The sequence below is a fragment of the Hyphomicrobium nitrativorans NL23 genome, from assembly GCF_000503895.1.
GTDB lineage: Bacteria > Pseudomonadota > Alphaproteobacteria > Rhizobiales > Hyphomicrobiaceae > Hyphomicrobium_C > Hyphomicrobium_C nitrativorans.
Genome location: NC_022997.1, coordinates 872,599 through 894,681, shown reverse-complemented (window position 1 = coordinate 894,681; position 22,083 = coordinate 872,599). Strand labels below are relative to the sequence as shown.

The window sequence follows — 22,083 nt, the reverse complement described above, 5'->3', positions numbered from 1 at the left end:
AGCCTCTGCGTGTGTTCGTTAACCGGCGGCTCAGTACTTGAAGTTCGCCGAGAGCCAGTAGGTGCGCGGCGCACCGAGATAGCCCCAGTTGCCGTTCCAGTTGAGCGTCTGGACATATTCCTCGTCGAACACGTTGTCGACGTTGAGCGACAGCTCGATGTTGTCCGTGATGTCGTACGACGCATAGAGGTTAACCAGGAAGTAATCCGGCACCTTGCCGAACTTGCCGTTCGGGATCACGCGCAGCGCGTCGTCCGGACGTCCAACCCACGAGTCGCCGACATACTGGATGCCGCCGCCGAAGGTGAACTTGTCGGTCAGATCGTAGGTCATCCACAGCGTGGCGGAGAAGTTCGGCGTGTAAGCCAGCTCGTCGCCGTTCGTGGTCGTGACAGCCGGAATCAAGCCTGCGCCATAGTCGCCATTGAGCGCCGCATCGACAGCCGGACCGTGCTTACGCTCGCTGTCCATCCAGAGAAGACCGCCGTACACCTTCCAGCGCTCGGTGATCTCGCCCGCAATGCCGAGCTCAAGACCTTGAACCTGCTGCTTGCCGTACACGACCCCCGCGGGAAGCACGCCGGTCGTCGTCGGATAGCCGACGTTCTTCTTCTCGGTGTGGAACAGAGCGGCGGTGGTCGACAGCTTGCCGCCGAACCAATCCCACTTCACGCCGATTTCGTAGTTGTGCAACTCGACCGGATCGGCACCCGGAACGAAGCCAGGGAAGCCGTTCTGCCCGTTGCGGGCAATATCCGGGTTCGAAAGCAACGCGCCGTGCGGCAGATGCGACAGACCGTAGGACGCATAGAACGTTCCATTGTCCACCGGCTTATAGGCAAGGCCGATCTTGCCGCCGACCGTGGTCTCGGAATCGCTCCACTGAACAGGACCGGCGCCTGCGGGGATGTTGACAAGCTGGTGACCAGCGAAATCGAGGTCGTAATGCTCGACGCGAACACCGCCGGTAAGCTGCCAGTGCCGGGTCAACTCGATCGTATCGAATGCGTAGAATGCAACGGTGTCGATCTCGATGTTTGCGGTCTGGTTGCTCGCTCGGCGAGCCGAAGACTCTTCACGAGAGAGGTCCACACCCGTTGACAGCGTGTGCTTGAACGGACCGGTGTTGAACTTCGCCCGGATGTTCGTCTGGTTGCTCAGCGTCTCGTTGTTGCGATCGTAGTTGAATGGCTGGGCGGGGATCGCAGCACCGTTGACATAATATGTTCTGGCTTCCCGGTCCACGTTGGCCCAGCGCGTCTGGTTGCTGATCGTCACGCCCGGAACGATGTCGTACTCGAAGCGTGCGAGGAAAGCGTCCTGCACTGTATCGTCGAACCCTAGCCGCGTTTGCGGGTAGGCATAATCGCGCGAGACGGTTCCATCGTCATTCGGACGCGCACCTGCGCCGGGAATCCGAACGGAGCCGAAGTTCGGAGCAGTCTGCCGCCCGTTGATACGAACACCCATGTCAGGAACGTCGTTCCGCTCATAGTGCTCATAAGCGAAAGTCGCGCGGAAACCGGTCCCGAGACCGAAGGCGAGCGACGGCGCCACGCCCCAGGCATCGTTCTCGGCAATGTCGCGGCCTGCGACGCCGCCGTCCTGAATCATGCCATTGAGGCGAACACCGACGGTCCCGAAGCTCTGGTTGACGTCAAGCGTCGCGCGGCGGCGCATCTCGGAATCGTATTCGTCAAACCCAATACCCGCCGTCCCGGCAACGAAGTTGCCGATCTGCGGTGTCTTGGTGACGGTATTGACGTAACCGCCAGCCGTACCGCGTCCGTTGTCGGATGCCGCGCCCTTTACGATCTCGATTCCTTCGATATTGAAGGTATCGCGCGTGAAACTGCCGTTATCGCGTGTATCGTCAATGAAAAGGCTGCCCACGGAATTGAAACCGCGGATGTTGAACTGGTTCGGACCCGACGAAAATCCGTTCTCGCCCGCGTCGAACGTGATGCCCGGCGTGTTGCGCAGCGCTTCCACCATCGTGGTCGCCTGGCGCTGCTGGATCAGCGTGCCGGGAATGACCGTCACGGTCTGCGGCGTGTTCAACAGAGAAGCCGTTGCCTTTGCGGACGAGGAAACACCCGGGTTCAGAACACCCGCGCCACCGTCGCGAAGGCTGAGATCGGTAGGAGCAGCCGGAGCCGCCTCCAACTCGTAATCCTCGGCCGGGGCCGCGGCCGGAGCAGGCGTTCCGCCGCCGCCGACCGTAATCTCATCCACCGAAACCGAGCTTTGCGCGAAAGCCGATCCCGACATCGCGACGGCCAGGATCGGAAGAAGCCCGAGCGTCGTACCAGCAACCGCCGACGAGCCGTCACCGCGGCAGGGCGCGACCCCATCGTGATCGCGCGAGTTCTTTATGCAGTCCATTTCACTTCCCCCAAATCCAGGCGAATTCTTCTTCGCCAGACGACGCAGGCCCCACGCAGATAGAACGCGGTGGCCCGTTCCCCTCCCGCCGAGCGGTCGAACGGCAAAATGATCCTGCTGAATCTATACTACTCATGTCAACTATTGACGCCTACGGAAGGAACGCCTGTTCCGCAGGTGAAGCTTTTTTGCAACCCAGCGACAGAATGACATAGCCGCCGCCGATCGGTCATCGGATCGCCCCGAAGCAAGGCGTCGTCGCAAAAAAGTTGACTTTCTTGACGTAGTTTTCCGCGGTGCACTATGGAGTGATGGCATCCTGCCGGCCGGAACAGGGGGGCATAGGCACGCGCCGATGCCCTCCGACGGCCAGCCGATAGCGGGACCTTGACCCCCGATTATTGGAGAACTGACCTATGAAAAAGCTACGGACCGCCCTTCTCGCGAAGGCGACACGGTCACGCGCACTTCTGGCCGTCGCCGCGATAAGCGCACTCGGCGCCCAGGCCCAGGCGGACGAAGTCGTCAACATCTACTCCTACCGCGAGCCGGGCCTTATTCAGGAAATTCTCGACGCCTTCACCGCCGAAACGGGCATCAAGACCAATGTCGTGTTCGGCCGGAACGGCATCATCGAGCGCATGACGGCCGAAGGCCGCAACAGCCCCGCCGACCTCCTGATCGTCAACGACTCAGGGTTGCTCATCCAGGCCAAAGACGCCGGGGTGACGCAGCCGCTCGAATCGAAGGTCGTCGACGAAACCGTCGATGCTCGCTTCCGTGATCCCGAGCACCATTGGGTCGGCTTCACGCAGCGCGCGCGCATCGTCTACGCTTCCAAGGAACGCGTGGCTCAGGACGCAATCACGTACGAAGAGCTGGCCGAACCCAAATGGAAAGGCAAGGTCTGCTCCCGCTCCGGCCAGCACACCTACAACATCGCTCTTATCGCTTCCATGATTGCACACCACGGCGAGGAAAAGGCCGAGGCGTGGCTCTCCGGCGTCCGCGATAATCTGGCCACCAAGCCCGCAGGCGGCGACCGCGAAGGCGCTCGCAACGTGCACGCCGGCCTCTGCGATGTGGCCATCGGCAACACCTACTATATGGCCGGCATGATGCGGAACGAGGAATACAAGCCGGTCGCCGAATCGATCAAAATCCTCTTCCCGAATGCGGCCGACCGCGGCACGCACGTCAACATTTCCGGCGGCGCGCTCGCGGCTCATGCCCCGAACCGCGACAATGCGGTCAAGCTGATCGAGTTCTTCCTCTCGAAGACATCGCAGGAAAGCTACGTCGGCAAGAGCGGCGAGTACCCGATTGTGGTCGGTGCCGAAAGCTCGGATCTGGTGAAAAGCTGGGGCGAACTGAAGGCGGACACGCTTCCCATCGCCGAGATCGCCGCGCTGCGCCGCAAGGCGTCCGAACTGGTCGACAAAGTCCGCTTCGACGCCGGCCCTCAATAAGCCCGAGCGGCTAGGCATAACGACACGTGAACCGGCGGGCCGCTCGCGAGCCCGCCGGTTTCTTTTTGCGGGACCGCGCCCGCTGAAACCGAAACTATCGGCGGCAGGTTCCATGACCTGACCATGAACTGAGGGTAGCGTTCGACGGATATTCGCAGATCGCGCCGTTCTCAACGCGACCGTCGCCGCACGAAACGCGCCACAAGATAAAGCGCTCTCCCGGAGAGATCGCGTCTCGGAAAGAAGGGGGGATCAATGATATCGAGTTCCGCACACGCACGGCGATGGCCGTTTTTCTCAGCCATCGCGGGCGCAGCCGCGGCCCTTATAGCGAGCGCATTTCCGACACCCGCCGACGCCCAGCGGGAACGCCGCATGATCGACGGCGATCCCGTCGTCTCCACCTATGAGGTGCGCACCGCCCCCGCCATAGAGCGTGTGGCGGCGGTCGGTTCCGGTCGGGCGCGCCAGCAGGTGACGCTGACGACGCGTGTCGCAGGCGTCATCGAAGACGTGCTATTCCAAGGCGGCGACAAGGTTGAGGCCGGCCAACCCCTCATCCGCTTGAGTTCAGAGCAGGAAGCGATCGCGGTCGAATCGGCCGAGGCCCAGCGCCAGCAGGCCTTCGACGCCGTTGAGCGCTACAAACAACTCACCGAAGGCGCCGTGTCGCGCGTCACGCGAGCGGATGCAGACACGGCGTTGAAGGTTGCCGATGCCGCCCTGCGGCGCGCCCGCGACGATGTCGAGCGCATGACGATTCGGGCCCCCTTCTCGGGCATCGTCGGCCTGACCGATCTCGACACCGGCGACTATCTCGCCATCGGCACGCCGGTCGCCACGCTCGACGACCGCTCCACGATTGTCATCGAGTTCACGGTTCCCGAGGCCGCAGCGCCGGCGATCAAGATCGGCATGCCGGTGAGAGCAACGCTCGCCGCACGCCCTGGCGAGATCCACAACGGAAGTGTCCGGGCCGTCGGCACGCGCATCGATCCCGTGACACGCACACTCACCGTACGCGGCGAAGTCCCGAACCCCGACATGAGCCTTATTCCCGGCTCCACGTTTTCCGTCAGTGTCCAGCTCACCGGCGACGAATCTCCCGTCGTTCCGGGGCTCGCGATCCAATGGGACCGCGCAGGAGCCTACGTCTGGCGTGTCACCGCCGAGAACACGGTCGAGCGGATCAACGCCGCCATCCTCGCGCGGGACGGCGACCGCGTCTTCATCGACGCAGCCCTCAAGGCAGGCGACAAAATCGTCCACGAGGGCGGCGGCTTCCTCCGCCCGGGACAGCAGGTGCGAGAAGCGGGCTCGTGACGGGAGCCCCTCACACCTCCTCGCCACGTCTTTAAGCCTACCGGAGTCCCCTGATGACGACCTCCCCGAATGAGACTGACCCAATGCGCCGCCCGGCAGGCGATGGCGGATGGGTCGGCGTGTTCGTTCGCCGGCCGATCCTGGCCATGGTCGTCAACCTGCTCGTGATCATCGCCGGCATCGCAGCGGTTCAGAACATCGAGATCCGCGAGCTTCCCGACGTCGACCGGCCCGTGGTGACGGTGAGCTCAAGCTTCCCCGGTGCCTCCCCCGAGAGCATGGACGCGCAGGTGACGGCCATCGTCGAAAGCGCGGTGGCACGCGTCCAGGGCGTCACGGGGATCACCTCCAACTCGTCTTACGGATCGAGCCGGGTCTCCATCGAGTTCTCGACCGCCACCGACATGCAGGTTGCAGCGATGGACGTCCGCGACGCGGTCGCCAGCGTCGCCCGCCAGTTGCCGAACGACATGGATCAGGAGCCGCGCGTCATGAAGGCCGACGCGGATGCCTCCCCCATCATCCGCATGGCCGTCGCGTCCGATACCCTCTCGGAAAGCGAGCTGACGGATCTGGTCGAGAACGTCATCGAGGATCGGCTCGCAGCCGTCGACGGCGTCGCGGCCGCAAACTCCTACGGCCTGCGCGCACGCACCATTGAGGTCCGCGTCTCCCAGGTGGCCCTCGCCGCACGCGGCATCGGCCTCAGCGACCTGATCTCGACGATCGGGGCGGCCTCCATCACGACGCCATCCGGCGCGCTGGAAAACGCCACCCAGCAGCTCATCGTGCGCGCGGAAGCCCCCATCGATACCCCCGCCGATGTCGCGGCCCTCGAAATCGACGCCCGAACGAAGGTCGGCGATGTGGCCTTCGTACGATGGGCCTTCCAGGACGCGACCGCCATCACGCGCCTCGACGGAAGCACCGCCATCGGCGTCGAGATCGTACGTCAGGCCAAGGCCAACACCATCGCCATCTCGGACGGCGTACGCCAGGCCGTGGCCGATCTCCAGCGCTCGCTGCCCGAAGGCGTCAGCATCGCCATCACGTCCGACGACGCGATCTTCATCCGCGCGTCCATCACCGAGGTGGTCATCACCCTTCTGCTTGCCACCGTGATCGTCATCCTCGTCATCTTCGCGTTTCTCGGCTCGGCCCGCGAAACGATCCCGCCCGCGTTCGCGATCCCTGTCTCGCTCATCGGCACGCTGGCCGCGATCTGGATTGCGGGTTTCTCCATCAACATGCTGACGCTGCTCGCTCTCGTCATCGCGACCGGCCTCGTCGTGGACGACGCCATCATCGTGGTCGAGAACATTTCGCGCTATCGCGCCATGGGCAACGGCCCGCGCGCAGCAGCCGTGCTCGGCACCTACGAGATTGTGTTCGCCGTTCTCTCTACCACCGCGGTCCTCATCGCAGTGTTCGTGCCGATCTCGTTCATGCCGGGCCTCGTCGGAAACTTGTTCTCCGAGTTCGGTTTCGTGCTCGCCTTCGCTGTCACCATCTCCTCCTTCGTCGCGCTCACCGTCGTCCCGATGATGGCCTCCAAACTTGGCGCGCCGAGCGCACGCCCGCGCGCCAACGACGACGAGCCTGCGCGCGAAAGCTGGTTTACCCGCCTCTCGAACCGCTTGGCGGAAGCATACGCCCGCACGCTCGATCTCTGCCTGCGCGCCCGTTACCTGCTCGTCGCCGCCTCGTTTGGCTTCGCCGCTCTGGGCTGGATCGCCTACACGATGCTGCCTCAGGAAATCACGCCCGCCGAAGACCGCGGCATCGTCATGGTGAGCCTCAACACCCAGCAAGGCGCCAACCTGGAGTACATGGCGAAGCTCACCGAGCGGGTCGAAAACATACTGGCGGAGCTGAAGGAGAAAGGCGAGATAACAGGCGTGCTCGCAACCATCGGCATGGGCGGCAACGCCAATCGCGCCATGATCGTGGCTCCCCTCGCAGCGTGGAACGAGCGCAGCCGGTCACAGCACGAAATCCAAGCCGAGTTGCAGCAACGGCTGTCCGGCATCCCGGGTCTCACCGTGGCCATGCGCCAGCCCAACAGCCTCGGCATCCGCGGCGGCGGGCAGGGCTTCCGCTTTGCCGTCGCCGGGCCCGACTATGACCGGCTCGCCGAAAAGGCGGTGGAACTCGCAAGCCGCCTCTCGGAAACGCCGGGCTTCCGCAACGCGCGCACGGATTACGACACGACACAGCCTCAACTCTCTGTCCGCATCAACCGCGAGGCGGCCACCAAGCTCGGCGTGCCCATCGCCAGCATAACCAGCCTCATCAACACCATGGTGGACTATCAGAAGGCGGCAGACCTGTTCATCGGCGATGAAATCGTCGAGGTTCAGGTGAAGGCCGGCGGCCGACCCATCGATGACCCGACCGACCTCGGCAACGTCTTCGTAAAAACCAACAACGGCAGCTTCGTCTCTCTGTCCTCGCTGGTGACGATCCAGGAAAGCGCCATCGCACCGAGCCTCGGCCGCGAGGACCGCCAGCGTGCGGTCCCCATCACCGCCGGCCTCGACGAAGGCATGGTGCTGAGCGACGCCGTGGACGCGATGCGCACCATCGCCGCCGAGGTCCTCGACCCCACGATGTCCACCATCCTTCTGGGCGAAGCCCGCACACTGGCCGAGACGTCGCAGAACACCGCGTTCGTGTTCGCGATTGCGCTGCTCGTCGTGTTCCTGGTGCTCGCCGCCCAGTTCGAAAGCATCGTGAGCGCACTGGTGATCCTGTTCACGGTGCCGTTCGGATTGGCGGCAGCGGCCATCGCCATCCTCCTGTCCGGCGGCACGCTCAACGTCTACAGCCAGATCGGCCTCGTGCTCCTGGTCGGCATCATGGCCAAGAACGGCATCCTCATCGTCGAGTTCGCAAACCAGCGGCGCGACGAAGGGATGGACGTGGACACCGCCATCCGCAATGCCTCCACCGTCCGCTTGCGCCCGGTGATGATGACGATGGCCGCATCCGTCATCGGCGCGGTCCCGCTCGTGCTCGCCTTCGGAGCGGGTGCGGAAGCGCGCCTCGCCCTCGGCTGGGTGATCATCGGCGGGCTCGGCTTCGCGACGCTGCTGACGCTGTTCCTGACGCCGGTCGCCTACCGCATCCTTGCCCCGCTCTCGAAGCCGCGCTCTCACGAAACTCAGGTGCTGGAGAAAGAGCTGGAGGCCGCGCGCTTCGGATGATCAGCGAACGCGCGACCGACCGCTGCTCTGCTTGATCGCAACGGTCCCGTTGGCGGCCTGCCGATCGCGCAGCGCGACCCAGCGACGACAGCTTGCGAGCGCCATCGAGCATGGAATAGGCTGCTTCGCAGCCGTCTCTTCAGGCGGCAGATCGCCCTTCGTCGCGGCCCGCGCCGCGGCCATCACGCTGCCGTAGGTTTCGAGGTCCGCCTCGCACAACGCCACCTCCTCGCCAACACTGCCGGGTTTGCCCTCTGCAATACGATAGCGGTGCCCACACACCGTCACGTGCGGCGTGCGCCGCGTACGCTCGAACGCATCGTAACCGAGCTTCAGATCGGCCCAGAAGTCCTTCCACGCGCCGTTGCCGTGAGCGGCCACGTTCGCATCCGTCATCCGGAACGGAAACACGTGAACAGGCACATGCTCCTGCCCGCGCCTGAGCGAAGCCGAGACGAGATCGTAAAGCTCGGCATTGACCGCATCCGTCATCGCGAAGCATCCCACGGAATCGCACCCGCCGTGCACGAGAATGAGCGACCCCGTCCGCCCGTTCACGCGGTCGAACACATTCGGATAGCCGATGTCGAGCGAACGCCGCCAGCGTCCGCCATGATGAAGCTGTCCTGCGGTAATCGTATAAAAACCCTCGGGCGCCTGCCGGTCGCCTTCCCGAAGCTTCGGCCCGATCTTCCCCGACCAGTAGCAGATCGGATAGACGGCGAACGGCACAAACGCGCCGTCCTTTTCCACCCAAACCTCAAGCTCGGATTCGGCCTTGAACACGCGCAACATCACGGGCGCGCCCGATTGCAAGCCCGCCACGGCGAGCCGCGTCAGCACACGCGCTGTGTCGGGCGTATTGGGAAGCGGAACCTGCAACCTGCCGGCCTTCACCGCACGTCGGCGCTCGATACGCTCGGCCGTGGCGCGGTGGACAGAGATCGCCGCCACGCCCTGAAGCTCCGCAGCGAACAGCGGACGCGGCATCGCGATCATCGCCGCAGACGCGAGCGCGACCAAGCTCAGAAAGGAACAGCTACGTCTCGCCGGGTTCGATCTCACCGCCGCCATGAACACCCTCTGCTCGCCACCCTATGGACGGCTCGGAAGGCTCACCATAGACCGAAAAACGAACGATCGCGTGGCGGACCGCGCCGCTCGTCGTAATAGCGGTCGTAGCGACCGTACCGCCGGTCGTTGCGGCGGTCGTAGCGACGCCGATCGTACCGCCGACCATACTCGTCATAGTAATAGTACGCGTCGTAATCGACAAAATACTCAGGCAACTGCGGCTGGCGCTCGCGGCGCGGGCGAATGACGATGCCGCCCTGCGGCTCGCCGCTGATCAGCACGACAAAATCGGTCGACTCGCCGGTTTCCTTGCTCTGCTCCTCGTCGGACACGATGATCGACGACCCCGGCCACAGCGACGCCGAAACACGCTCGCTCACCTCTGCTGGCATCGCGATACGGTCGAGCGCCCTGCCCGCGTGTTCGGCATCCGCAGGCGTCGGCTCCTTCTTCTTGCCATACCCCTCCTGGCCCGGCACGTGCGGGCCGATGGACACCGCCGTCCAGCGCACGTCGTCGCCGTCGGGCGTGAAATCGACAGCCGTATAGACGTGCGTACCGATGGGCGTTTCTGGCTCCGAGATCGTAACCGGCGCATCCGTCACCGCCTCGTGGCCTTGACGGATGTAGACACGCTGTTCCTTGAGACTGACGAACACGGAAATCGGTAGCGTCTTGCGCCGGGCCTCCTTCGCAGCCGCATCCGCTTCGGCATAAACGGCCTGGGCAGCGCCGAGCTCCTGCTCCGCCGCGGCATGGGCTTTTTCGGCAGCTTCCACCGCGGTGTCGGCTTCGGCGAGCTTGGCCGCCGCCTCGTCAAATCCAGCCTGCGCCTTGGCAAGCGCATCTTCACGCGATTTGATCGTCGCAGGCTGTTTGGCAGCAGCGAGACGGCGTTCAGCCTGTTTCACGCGGCCCTCGGCGCGTCCCTTTGCCCGTTCGGCCGTACGCTTCGCCCCAGCCGCCTTCTTGACGGCATCGGCGCGAGCTTTTACGGCAGCCTTCAGCTCCTCGACCGGGGCCGAGGCCGCCTTCGCCGTTGCGGCCTTTTCGTCTGCAACAGCGCGCAGAGACTCGAGCACCGCCTGCCGCTCCGGCCAGTTGGTTAGATCCGGCTCGAACACGCTGCCCTTGCCCTGTTCGTCGGCCAAAGGATCGAACGTTGTGCGGGTCAACACGGCTTCCGCAGCCGCAAGCTGAGGCTTCGGCAGCGCCGAGTGAGAAAACGGCACAGGCGCCACGTCCCGGCGCGCCACGATGATCCGGGTCCCGAGCTTGGTCTGCTCGAAGATCTCGCTTGCAAACTGGTGAGGCATCCGCACACACCCCGCCGACGCAGGATGGCCCGGCAGCGCACCAGCGTGCAGCGCGACGCCCGACCACGTCATACGCTGCATAAACGGCATCCGGGCGTCTTCGTAGAGATTGGAAACGTGATCGCGATTCTTCTGCAGCACGCTGTAGATGCCGACCGGGGTCTCATACTCCGTCCGGCCGCTCGAAACACGCGCCCGGACCACCCCGCCATGCGCGTCATAGACTGCAATCCTCTGGTCGACGAGCGAGACGATAGCCATCACGGCCGGGCCCGAAAGACCCTGCACCTCCGCGTTGTCGCTGTCGGTCGCTTGCGCGGAGGCCGTATGGCTGCCGCCAAACGCGGTCAACAGAACCAGCGCGGCAACGGACGCTTTCACGACAATACCGCTTATGAATTCACGCATCTTTTCGAACCTCGCACGCCGAGGACGAGGCGACGCCATTGAAGTCCCTCACCCACCTGCAAAAATAACGTCCTGCTCTTCCCAGCGTTCCATGCCACGATAGCATGGCTACACCGAGGCTCTGCCGTGGCGCCAAAGGAACCGAGATCCTCACCCGGCGTTGGCCTGTAAAGCCGCCCACGCCGTTTCCAACGAGACAGGCGAGGTGCGAAAATCGGGAGCAAACCATGACATCCGAACGCTCGAAAAAGGCGGCAGACAAGGCGATCCGGAAGAAAGACGCCACAACTCCAGAGAGCGCCACAAGCCTCGAACTGGAGCGGTTGGACGACGACGCGGTCGAAAAAGCGGTAACGGTCGACCACGGCACCGGACCGACGACGATTCTACCCTGCCCGCCGATCTCTCCCAAGATGGAGCGCCGCCTTCGGGGTGATATGGTTACGGAAGACTCTAAACCGCGCCTGAAAAAGCAACGGAAGAAAACCTCGCCCGGATAACCCTTGCGGCATCAAAGGCGCCCGAAACCTCAGCCTTATTTGGCCGGCGGGCTGAGCGGCGCGGCGCCATCCGGCTCTGCGTCACGGGGCGCACCATCCGCGTCGCGAGGCGGTGGGATGACGGGCGTCTTGCTCTCGAATTCTTCGGGAACGGGCTGGGTCATGCCCGGGTCGATGCTGCGAGGCGGTTCGAGCACGCCCTCCCCCCGCTTGAGCTTTTCGGACAGCGGTTCGCCGGGCGTCTCGCTTTGAAGACCAGGATCGGCCGGAGGGACCGGACTTTCTGAGGGCGGCTCCATCGCGGGAGGTGGTGCACCAGGTTGAGCGGGCGGCGGAATTTGCGCGGCCGCGTCCACAGGCGCCAAGGCGACACCGGCCGCAATCACGAAGAGCGCGGAAACGGAACGGGTCCCTGGATGATGCCGCTGCATGGTTCTCCTCCTGACGCTTCTTTTCCTTGCAAAGGTAACGGCCCCTGGGACGCCTCCGTTCCGAACAAAGCGCCCGCTGAACCTCCACGGCGAGGAGAGCGTTGTGCGTTCAACAAGATAGAGAGGCGCCCAAACATGACCCGCCCAAAAACGCTCGAACGCGCAAAACAGGCTTCAGAGGAAAGTCGCAAGATCCAGTCGCACATCAACGAACTGGACAAGAAGGAGGGCACATCGCGCGGCGGTCGCAAAAAACACGGAGCCGTCCAAGCCGGCCAGCGCCGCTATCCGGACGAACTCGATGAAACGCAATTGGACAAACCGGGGCACGAAAAAGATCTCGCAACCGCGCCCATGTACGAAGCGCCCGCCTATAAGGGCTCCGAGAAGCTCGCTGGCATGGCGGCCCTGATCACCGGGGGAGATTCGGGTATCGGACGCGCCGTCGCCGTTCTCTACGCGCGCGAAGGCGCCGACATCGCGATTTCGTATCTCGACGAGCACGACGATGCGCGCGAGACCAAGGAAGCGGTGGAAAAAGAAGGCGTGCGCTGCATCCTTCTTCCAGGCGACGTCACAGACCGCGCGACATGCGAAGACGCGGTGACGAAAACTCTCGACGCGTTTGGAGCGATCGACATCGTCGTGGCCAACGCCGCCTTTCAGGAGCACGCGTTCGAAATCTCGGACATCAGCGACGATCACTTCGACCGCACGATGAAGACCAACCTCTACGGCCTGTTTTATCTCACCCGCGCAGCAATCCCCCATATGCGTCCTGGAAGCTCAATCATCATGACCGGATCGATAACCGGCATCGACGGCAGCAAGGACTTGCTCGATTACTCCCTCACCAAAGGCGGCATTCACGCCTTCGCACGGGCGCTTTCGGCGCATGTGCTGCCACGCGGAATCCGCGTCAACGCCATTGCGCCAGGTCCCGTTTGGACACCGCTCAATCCCGCAGATCGCCCGGCGGACGAAGTCCGCGAATTTGGACAAAGCACGCCGATGAAGCGCGCGGCTCAACCTGAGGAGATCGCGCCCGCCTATGTCTTTCTCGCTGCGCCGTCTTGCTCAAGCTACATCACCGGCGAAATCCTGCCGATCGTCGGCGGCTACGATTAACGCCAATTCCCTCAGCAGCAGGAGCTGTTGAATGCCCACGCGTCCACGGCAAAAAATCAAAAGGAGAAACACGCCATGGGATTCTTCACGTACGACATCAAATCGATGGATGACCTCTTCGTGCACACACTGCGCGACATCTACTACGCGGAACATCAGATCGCGAAGGCGCTTCCCAACATGATTGATCAGGCATCCGACCCGCAGCTTAAGAACGGGCTCGAAAACCACCTCGGCGAAACACACCGGCAGATCGAGCGTCTGGAAAAAGTGTTCCAGATGCACGGCGTCGAGATCGGTGGCGTCTCATGCCCGGCAATCGATGGCATCATCCAGGAAGCCAAAGAAGTGACGGGCGAAGTCGCCGATAAATCCGTTCGCGACGCAGCCCTGATCGCCGCAGCCCAGGCCGTCGAGCACTACGAGATCACCCGTTACGGAACCCTTGCCGCATGGGCGAAGGAACTCGGTCGCGACGACTGCGCAAGCGTCCTTCTCGAAAACCTCAAGGAGGAGAAAGCGGCCGACGCTCATCTCAGCGCCATGGCCGAGAGCCGCCTCAATCGACGCGCCGCTTAGTCCCCGCAACGGAGGACAAACCACCCTCAGCAGCATCCGGTCCCGCCGCCGGGTGCTGCTTCGCCGCCCAAGGCGGTAGAAATAGGCCCATGTGAAACCTCGCGACAAAATCGTGAGTGAAGCAAACGGAACCACGCGCCACGATCGGCGATTGAAAGCGAACGTGCTCTGCGCAAATTCTCAGGAGGCCGCCGTGTTTGAACTGGTGTTGACCGTCTGTTCGATTGTCGCCGGCGCATCCTGCCGCGAAGAGCATCCGATCCAGCTTAACGAGAACGTCGACCTGCGAGGATGCATGATCGCCTCCCAGATTGAAGGCGCAAAGTGGGCGGAATCGCACCCGAACCACTACATCGCGAAATATACCTGTCAGCCTGCGCGGGCATTCACGCGCGCCTGACGTCCACGCCCTGACGGACTACGCTCTTTCCGTTTCGAGAACTTCGCAGATTTTCGCCGACAGCTCTTCGAGCGAGAACGGCTTGGCGAGGAAGTTCACGCCGGGGTCGAGCACGCCATTGTGCACCACCGCGTTTTTCGTAAACCCGGTCATGAAGATCACTTTGAGTCCGGGTCTCAGCTTTTCCGCCGCATCGGCAAGTTTCCGGCCGTTCATCTCCGGCATCACGATATCTGTCAGCAGGAGGTCGATCTCGACATCGCTATCGAGCTGTGCGAGCGCATCTTTAGCGCCACCCGCCACGAGAACCGTGTATCCCAATTCTCGCAAACTCGCCGTCGTGAGTTCGAGCACGCGAACGTCGTCCTCGACCAAAAGAACCGTCTCTGCACCCTTCGCCCGGATGACCTCGTGCACCACAACGTCGTGGCGCTCCGCCTCCACCGCATAATGGCGCGGCAGATAGATTTTGACCGTCGAGCCCTGTCCGATCTCCGAGTAGATCTTCACATGTCCGCCGGACTGCTTGACGAAACCGTAGACTTGCGAGAGGCCGAGCCCCGTCCCCTTGGTCGCATCCTTCGTCGTGAAGAATGGATCGAATGCTTTATGTAGGATGTCGGTCGACATCCCCGTGCCGGTATCCGTCACGGCGATCAGGACATACTGACCCGCAGGAATTCCGGGATGCAGGCGGGCGTATCGGTCGTCGAGATGGCAGTTCGCCGTCTCCACCGTAAGACAACCTCCGTCCGGCATCGCGTCGCGCGCGTTGACGCACAAGTTCAGGATCGAGTTCTCAAGCTGAACCGGATCGACGTGCGTAAGCCACAATCCGCCACCCAGGATCGTCTCCATCTGGATCATCTCGCCGAGCGCGCGCGAAATCAGTTCCGAAATACCGGCCACGAACTTGTTCGCGTCGATGGCCTTGGGTGCAAGCGGCTGCTGGCGCGAGAACGCGAGCAGACGCTTGACCAGCGTCGCCGCGCGGTTTGCGCCGTCGAGCGCTCCGTTGAGGAACTCCTCGGCGCCGTCCTGGCCGCGCTGAAGCCGCTTTTGCGCAAGCCCGATACCGCTCATGATGACGGCGAGCATATTGTTGAAGTCGTGCGCAATCCCGCCTGTGAGCTGCCCCACGGCCTCGACCTTCTGCATCTGGCGGATTTGCATCTCCGCCACATCCCGATCCGCGATCGTTTCCTGCAGAAGCTTGTTCGCTGTTGCGATGTCCGCCGTGTCGCGACGCGTACGGAATATCCAGGCCGATAGGGCGAGCAATGTCATGAGAAACGCCATCATGACTGCGACGGCAAGAACGTTCACGGTGCGAAGCATATCGGCCTCGCGTTTTTCGAGCAGCCCATGCTCCACCGTCCGCAAAGCCTGGAAGCGGTCGCGCAACTCCTCGGTCACCTTCAAGCCATAGCGCTGCAGCACGCGCGCCTGCGCCGCATCGAACCCCTGCTGGCGCCGCACGGAGATCGTCTCTTCCGCATAAGCAAGGCGCCGCTCGATGATCGGCACCGCCTCTTTGAACGCCTCGAACTGCTCTTCGTTGTCGGAAAGCAGAGCCTTGAGTTCGGAAATTTCGTCGGGAAGCTCGGTCTTTGCCCGCAGGAACGGCTGCAGGAAATCGGCCTCGCCAGTCAGAATGTAACTCCGCTGGCCGAGTTCGGCGTCCTTCAAAAGGGCGTAGATGCCCGAGAGCTTCATTTCTACTTGAAGAGAGTGGCGCACCCACTCCGCTTGCTCCGCGTATCGGGTGCCCAGCCAAAATGTCAGGCCGAAGATGAAGATGAGCGCCGCGCCCGCCACCTCCGGCACGCGGGCCCCGAACACGTTGGCCAATCTGTCCAGCATTGGTTGTTGAACCCACTCCCCTGTTGGCGGGGGCATCATACACAAGCTTCTGCTAGGTGCCAGATTATCCCTGAAAAGGCTCGGACTTCCTCACACAGCCGAAGCTTGGCGGCCGAAACCGTCCGCCCGCGCCAGAAAAGTATCCCGGGAACTCTTCCCCAAAAAGGGCGTTAATTTCCGCATACCGCTGAAAAAGCAACAAGGAGAGGCATCAATGCGGACGGCATCCCTGGCGCTCATTCTGAGTGCGGCCTGCCTGAACGTGGGATCGGCACCACCGGCAGCAGCAGGAGCAGGCCCGGCCCCCGGTGGCGACGCGAGCAAAGGCCAGATCGAATTCAACAACCATTGCCGCACGTGCCACACTGTAAACGAAGGCGACAATCGTCTCGGCCCCAGCCTTCACAACATCTTCGGAGCGCCGGCAGGGCAGGTCGAAGGCTTCGGCAACTACTCGGGCGGCCTTACGTCAAGCATCACCTGGGACGAGGCAACGCTCGATAAGTTCATCGCCAATCCGCAGTCTATCGCGTCGAACACGACCATGACGCCCTTTGCGGGTGTGGAAGACGCCGAAACGCGCAAACAGATCATCCAGTATCTCAAAGATCAGAAGGAAGGGTCCTGACCCGCGTTGCCTTCCGCTGCAATCATGATCGCCTGCCACACGCGCGCCGATGAGGAACCCCATCTTGTTCGGGGCGTTGACTTAAGCCTTGCGTGATGGGGTAATCGACATCACGTGTCACCGTTCGAGACTGACCGATGAGAGGGCGTCATGGCGAGATGGGCTGCAGCGCTGAGGGGCGTGCTGCCGAGCCTGTCCGGGACCGCCAAGCCATGGCCCGGCGCCGGCTCCAGCCACACGGACGGACGACCGCGAGCCGCAGAGGCCGCGGAGGGGCGCTCTCAGCAGACTGAGCTACAAGCGCCTGTCGTCTGGTTGCTTGGCAAGGTCCAAAGCGGCAAGACGTCGATCATCCGCGCCATCACCCAGGCGAGCGACGCCGACATCGGCGACGGCTTTCGCCCCTGCACCCGCACAGCCCGCCTCTACGCCTTCCCGGACGACACGCCCGTGCTCCGCTTCCTCGACACGCGGGGGCTCGGCGAGGTGGCGTACGATCCCGCCGACGATCTCGCGATCAGCGAAGCGGCGGCCCACCTCATCGTCGCCACCATGCGCGCAACCGACCCCGACCAGGGGGCCGTGCGCGACGCGCTCCATCGGGTCCGCTCACGCCATCCGGACTGGCCCATTGTCGTCGCGCAAACGACGCTTCACGACGCGTATCCGCTGGGCCAAGGCCACACGCAGCCCTACCCGTTCGATCCGCACGCTCCGCCCGAAGCCATAGACCGCATCCCCGTCGACCTGATGCGCGCCCTCGCCTATCAGCGCACCCTGCTCGATAACCTGCCGGGAAAAGGCCCGCTCCTTTTCATTCCGATAGATCTCACCAAGCCCGAAGATGCGCTCGCCCCGCACGATTACGGGCTCGACGCACTGACGGAAGCGCTCTCCACAGTCGCGCCGCACGGAATGCTCGCCGCACTCCAAGCCATGCCGGGCTTCGCCGCAGACCCCAAGGCACGCTCCGCAGACCCCATCGTCATGGGACATGCCATGGCCGCAGCGGGAGGTGATCTCGTCCCCTTCCCCGTAGCCGGAACCATCGCGGCAACCACCGTCCAGGCACGAATGCTCGCACGCCTCGGCACGCTCTACGGCGTTGCCTGGGACCGGCGCGCATATGCGGAGCTGAGCGCTGCCCTTGGCGCGGGCACGCTCACGAAGGTCGCGGCCAGCGTCGGCCTGCGTCAGCTTGCCAAGTTCATTCCGGTCTATGGCCAAACGGCAGGCGCCGCGGCATCGGCCGCCGCAAGCTTCGCGGTCACGTATGCGCTCGGCCGTGCCGCGATCCGCTATCTTCATGGACGCCGGCTTGGTCTCACGGACAGCCGCGACATCGCCGAAACCTACCGCCAGTCTCTCCGCGAAGCCTTTCGCATCGCCAAAGAACAAAGGCTGTCACGCAACGACGGCGGGGAGCGCCGATGACAGGAAACAAAAGCACACGCAAAGGCTCTGCGAGGCGCACAGCCTCTCTGATCCTGCTGAGCATCGGCCTTGTCGTGCCTGCTCTGTCGCTCATCCCGCTCGGCAGCATCTGGCTCTGGCAGAACGGTTATCTCCTTCACTGGACCGGCTTCGCCCTTGCTGCCGTCGCGCTTGTCTACTTCACCCAGCGCTGGCTCCTTCCCCCCGCAAAGCCGATTGAAAGTTCAACGGCGGAGGCCCCCGCCACGGATCCCGCAGAGACGCCGAGCCTTCACTGGTCGCCCGCCGAAGAGCTGGCCTGGACAGACGTGACACGCCTCGCGCAGAAAACCGATCCTGCGGCCATCACCAGCCCAGAGCTTCTTCTGAAGCTCGGACAGGATACGATCGAGGTCGTCGCCCACCGCATCCATCCCGACCGCAAAGACCCTCTCTGGCAGTTCACCATGCCGGAAGCTCTTGCGATCATCGAGCGCGTAAGCCGCCGCCTCCGGATGCTCACGCTCGAACGCGTCCCCTTCGGAGATCGCCTCACGGTTGCGCAGGCTCTCGCCCTGTATCGCTGGCGCGGCGCGCTCGACGTCGCCGGGCAAGCCTACGACGTCTGGCGCGTCATCCGCATGATCAATCCCGCAACAGCGGTCGCCAACGAAGCTCGCGAACAGCTTTCAAAGGCCATGATGCAGTGGGGCCGCGATGCCATCGCGCGCCGTCTGACCGAAGCCTACATCACCGAAATCGGCCGCGCCGCCATCGACCTTTACGGCGGACGCCTCCGCGTCACCTCAGGGGCGCTCACGAGCTACGTATCGGACGAAACGGCCGCCGACGAAACCGCTCTCGGTCAGGTTCGGGCAGAACCGCTCCGCATCCTCGTGGCAGGCCAAACGGGTGCCGGCAAATCGAGCCTCGTCAATGCGCTTGCCCGCGAAGCCCAAGCGGCAACCGACACCCTACCCGCTACCGCCAAGTTTACGCCCTATCGGCTTGAGCGGGAGGGATTTCCCGCGGCCATGATCATCGACAGCCCCGGCATCGTCGCCGATCCTCGCGCCATCGAAGCGCTCATCGAGAAGGCCGCAGACTGCGATCTCGTGTTGTGGGTCGCGGCCGCCAACCGCGCCGACCGTGAAGTTGACAGGACTGCACTCGATGCGCTGCGCCGGCACTTCGCCGCCCGCCTCAACCGCCGCCGTCCGCCCATCGTCCTCGTCGCAACCCATATCGACCGTCTGCGCCCCTTCACCGAATGGGACCCACCGTACGAAGCGGACGATCAGCGCGAAAAAGCCCGCAGCATCAGGGCAGCCATATCCTCTGCCGCGAGCGACCTCGGCTTCGGCCCCGACGAGGCCGTGCCGGTGAGCCTGCGCGATGCCGAACCCTACAACGTGGAGCGCCTCTGGCAGGTCATCGCGAACGCACTCCCCGAAGCGACGCGCGCCCAACTATTGCGCGTGCTGCACGAACTTAAGGACAAATGGACGTGGGGCTCCCTCTGGTCGCAGGCCAGCGGCGCGGGACGCGCTCTTGCCGGCGCACTGAAAAGGGAACCTCCATCCAAGTCTCCCCCAAAATGAGAAAGGGCGCGATCGGTCAAGGCAAGCCACCAAGCTTCCGCAGTTTACCTACCAAAGAACCGGCACGAAGCGCCCGGGAGCAAGGCGACCCGCGGCAAGTGCCGCGGCATTCCAAAAAGCGCAACGCTCTTTGAGCGAAACCTCCATCAGCTTGTGTACGAAGCAAAAAAACCGGAGTGACACGCCATGGCAATCCAGGAGGCGTTACCGGAAACCACACCGAGAAACGCTGAAACGCCCGCACCCACGCCATCCACCGCAGAAACCTGGGCGCTCGTGGCGCATGTATCGGTCACCGGCCTCTTCGCACTCGCCGTTCTCGCCGCGCTCTATCTCATGCGCGATGTGGCGGTGCCCGTGATCCTGGCCTGGGTCGTGGCCAACATCCTGCTCCCTCTCGTCGCATGGTTCGAGCGCCACGGGCTGCCCCGCGTTCCGGCTGTCATCTTCGTGACGCTCGCCTTCGTCGCCATCCTGCTCGCAATTGCGACCCTGCTCTCACTGCCGATCACCTATTGGCTCGGCCGCGCCAACGAATTGGGCGATCTCATCCGCCAGAGGCTCGCGGCCATGTCGGGGCCGCTCGACTTCCTTGAGGAAGTGTTCGGCGCCTTAAACCAGGCCACCGGCGGGCAGGGCGGCACGAGCCTCCGGGTCGAGGAAAACACGAACATCGTCCACAGCATCGTCTCGGTGCTTACACCTGCCGTGACGCAAGGCATTCTCTTCCTCGGTGCGCTCATTTTCTACATGATCTACCAGAAGGAGATCAAAACGCGTTCTGTGCTCGTTTTTCCCAGCAGAGAAGCCCGGCTGACGGCGCTCAAGATCCTCTCCGACATCGAACACAAAACGACCGTTTACTTCGGCACGTTCACACTCATCAACACCGTGCTTGGCTGTGTCACCGCCCTCATCGCCTACGCCGTCGGCCTTCCCAACCCGCTGCTCTGGGGCGTGTTGGCCGCAGTTCTCAACTATATCCCCTACATCGGGCCGGCCATCACCACCGGAGTGCTGTTCCTGATCGGCCTCTTCACGTTTCCGACCGTCGGCGAAGCGCTCATCGCCCCTGCCGCCTATCTCACCATCACCGCACTCGAAGGCCAGTTCTTCACGCCGTTGCTGCTAGGGCGCCGCATGACGCTAAACCCCTTCGCTGTCTTCCTTGCCATCGGCTTCTGGGCCTGGATGTGGGGGCCCATCGGCGCCTTTGTGGCCGTGCCCATTCTGATGACGACCATCGTCACCTTCCGTCACCTGTTTCCGGACGAAGGTCCTGAGCTTCCCGAGTGAAACCAAGTTCAGTCGTCCGCGTTTACAGAAGCGGGGCGGACGGCCCCTCGGTACAGGAACAGGAGCTGCGTTTCCCATGAACACCACCTCATCGACCACCACGCGCGGCGGCAAGACTGCGGACGACCTTGCGGACAAGGCCACCGACTTCGCCGAGCGCACCGGCGAGGAAATCCAGCGCGTCGCGCGCAACGTGGCCGACCAGGGCCGCGAAGCGTCCGAGCAGGTTCAGGAAGTCGCCCAGAACTTCAAGAGCGCCGTCGACAAGTCGGTCAAAGACCAGCCGTTGACCACCCTCGCCGTTGCGGCGGGACTCGGCTTCGTGATCGGCGCGCTTTGGAAGTCGTAACGCACCCATCCTCGCCGCTTCGTCTGAGATCGGGAGGGGAGAACTGACCGCCGATGCTGTTCCAGGGACTTTTCAAGCGGGCCGAGCGTTCGATCGACTCAGCCATCTCAAAATTCGTGGGACGCGCGACGGTGGCAGTGCCCCTTCTCGTGGCCGGAGGGTTCGCAACGGCCGCCCTCTCCATTAAACTCGTCGAGCTTTATGGACACGTGTCCGCGTACGCGATCATGGCCGTTCTGTTTTCTGTCATCGCGCTGATCACGATGGCCGTGAACAACAAGGAGAGCGAGCCCGTAGGGGAACCAGCCGCAGCAGCCGACGCGACGGACGCTTCGCAAGAAGCCGATGAGGAAAGCGACGCCCCCCAGCTCCCGCCCGAGGTGATGGCATTGCTCACATCCGTTGCCCCGGCCGCAGCACCCGGCATCGCTCGCGGCGTGGCAAGAAACCTGCCGCTCATTTTCCTGCTCGCAATCGCCGCGTTCGTGATCTCACGCTTTGCGGAAGCGTCCGGGGAACCTTCGCCCTCGGACGTGGCGGAGGCCGATGCACCGGGCACGCCGTGACCCCATTCTCACATTACCAACAGCCTGATCTCGGACTTTACCGCAATTGTAAGGTCCCGGACATGAGGGGGTAACCTTGGCTCCCTAATCTCAGGACTGGGCAGTCTCTGAGATGTGCGCCTCCGCTTGCGGGGCTCACAGCCAGCTC

At 63.4% G+C, this 22,083-nt stretch carries 18 protein-coding genes; 13 read left to right on the top strand and 5 right to left on the bottom strand.

Features of this window, described 5'->3' with window-relative positions:
* Positions 1–30: 30 nt before the first annotated feature.
* Positions 31–2,385, bottom strand: coding sequence for a TonB-dependent receptor (locus tag W911_RS04190; protein ID WP_023786264.1), 2,355 nt, complete (start codon positions 2,383–2,385; stop codon positions 31–33).
* A gap of 416 nt (positions 2,386–2,801) precedes the next feature.
* Between W911_RS04190 and W911_RS04185 the strand changes: the two genes are divergently transcribed.
* The 3 genes from W911_RS04185 (at position 2,802) to W911_RS04175 (ending at position 8,383) form a co-directional block, all read left to right on the top strand.
* The gene (locus tag W911_RS04185; RefSeq protein WP_023786263.1) at positions 2,802–3,854 is read left to right on the top strand and encodes an extracellular solute-binding protein; all 1,053 of its coding nucleotides are present in this window, start codon (positions 2,802–2,804) and stop codon (positions 3,852–3,854) included.
* 255 nt (positions 3,855–4,109) lie between these two features.
* A complete protein-coding gene (locus tag W911_RS04180; protein ID WP_081717626.1) occupies positions 4,110–5,177 on the top strand; it encodes an efflux RND transporter periplasmic adaptor subunit in 1,068 nt (355 codons plus the stop codon).
* 83 nt (positions 5,178–5,260) lie between these two features.
* Entirely contained in the window at positions 5,261–8,383 is a 3,123-nt protein-coding gene (locus W911_RS04175; RefSeq protein ID WP_023786261.1) for an efflux RND transporter permease subunit, read from the top strand.
* Here W911_RS04175 and W911_RS04170 read toward each other — a convergent pair whose 3' ends face one another.
* Positions 8,384–9,457 (bottom strand): L,D-transpeptidase family protein, encoded by a 1,074-nt coding sequence (locus W911_RS04170; RefSeq protein ID WP_144083503.1) that lies wholly within the window; start codon positions 9,455–9,457, stop codon positions 8,384–8,386.
* 41 nt (positions 9,458–9,498) lie between these two features.
* Positions 9,499–11,181, bottom strand: a complete 1,683-nt coding sequence (locus W911_RS04165; protein ID WP_023786259.1) for a L,D-transpeptidase family protein — start codon at positions 11,179–11,181, stop codon at positions 9,499–9,501.
* A 227-nt stretch (positions 11,182–11,408) separates the two neighbouring features.
* Here W911_RS04165 and W911_RS04160 point away from each other — a divergent pair, with 227 nt between their 5' ends.
* Entirely contained in the window at positions 11,409–11,681 is a 273-nt protein-coding gene (locus tag W911_RS04160; RefSeq protein ID WP_023786258.1) for a hypothetical protein, read from the top strand.
* A 35-nt stretch (positions 11,682–11,716) separates the two neighbouring features.
* Here the strand turns inward: W911_RS04160 and W911_RS17175 are convergent, their stop codons facing one another.
* Complete coding sequence (locus W911_RS17175) at positions 11,717–12,112, bottom strand: hypothetical protein (protein ID WP_023786257.1); 396 nt, start codon at positions 12,110–12,112, stop codon at positions 11,717–11,719.
* A gap of 135 nt (positions 12,113–12,247) precedes the next feature.
* On the opposite strand from W911_RS17175, the gene W911_RS04150 reads away from it, so the two are divergent.
* From W911_RS04150 to W911_RS04140, 3 genes are all read left to right on the top strand, one after another.
* On the top strand, positions 12,248–13,240 hold the full coding sequence (locus W911_RS04150) for an SDR family oxidoreductase (protein WP_023786256.1): 993 nt from the start codon (positions 12,248–12,250) through the stop codon (positions 13,238–13,240).
* A gap of 75 nt (positions 13,241–13,315) precedes the next feature.
* Entirely contained in the window at positions 13,316–13,819 is a 504-nt protein-coding gene (locus W911_RS04145) for a YciE/YciF ferroxidase family protein (RefSeq protein ID WP_023786255.1), read from the top strand.
* Between the two features lie 193 nt (positions 13,820–14,012).
* On the top strand, positions 14,013–14,219 hold the full coding sequence (locus tag W911_RS04140; RefSeq protein ID WP_144083502.1) for a hypothetical protein: 207 nt from the start codon (positions 14,013–14,015) through the stop codon (positions 14,217–14,219).
* Between the two features lie 18 nt (positions 14,220–14,237).
* Here W911_RS04140 and W911_RS04135 read toward each other — a convergent pair whose 3' ends face one another.
* Positions 14,238–16,082, bottom strand: coding sequence for a CHASE3 domain-containing protein (locus W911_RS04135; protein WP_023786253.1), 1,845 nt, complete (start codon positions 16,080–16,082; stop codon positions 14,238–14,240).
* Between the two features lie 214 nt (positions 16,083–16,296).
* Between W911_RS04135 and W911_RS04130 the strand changes: the two genes are divergently transcribed.
* The 6 genes from W911_RS04130 (at position 16,297) to W911_RS04105 (ending at position 21,935) form a co-directional block, all read left to right on the top strand.
* The gene (locus W911_RS04130) at positions 16,297–16,710 is read left to right on the top strand and encodes a c-type cytochrome (RefSeq protein ID WP_023786252.1); all 414 of its coding nucleotides are present in this window, start codon (positions 16,297–16,299) and stop codon (positions 16,708–16,710) included.
* A gap of 150 nt (positions 16,711–16,860) precedes the next feature.
* Entirely contained in the window at positions 16,861–18,144 is a 1,284-nt protein-coding gene (locus W911_RS04125; protein WP_023786251.1) for a GTPase family protein, read from the top strand.
* The gene (locus tag W911_RS04120) at positions 18,141–19,724 is read left to right on the top strand and encodes a GTPase family protein (protein WP_023786250.1); all 1,584 of its coding nucleotides are present in this window, start codon (positions 18,141–18,143) and stop codon (positions 19,722–19,724) included. Before W911_RS04125 ends, W911_RS04120 begins: the two co-directional genes overlap by 4 nt.
* Before the next feature lie 186 nt (positions 19,725–19,910).
* The gene (locus W911_RS04115; protein ID WP_023786249.1) at positions 19,911–21,020 is read left to right on the top strand and encodes an AI-2E family transporter; all 1,110 of its coding nucleotides are present in this window, start codon (positions 19,911–19,913) and stop codon (positions 21,018–21,020) included.
* A 76-nt stretch (positions 21,021–21,096) separates the two neighbouring features.
* On the top strand, positions 21,097–21,369 hold the full coding sequence (locus tag W911_RS04110; RefSeq protein ID WP_023786248.1) for a glycine zipper domain-containing protein: 273 nt from the start codon (positions 21,097–21,099) through the stop codon (positions 21,367–21,369).
* A gap of 131 nt (positions 21,370–21,500) precedes the next feature.
* The gene (locus tag W911_RS04105; protein WP_144083501.1) at positions 21,501–21,935 is read left to right on the top strand and encodes a hypothetical protein; all 435 of its coding nucleotides are present in this window, start codon (positions 21,501–21,503) and stop codon (positions 21,933–21,935) included.
* Positions 21,936–22,083 lie beyond the last annotated feature (148 nt).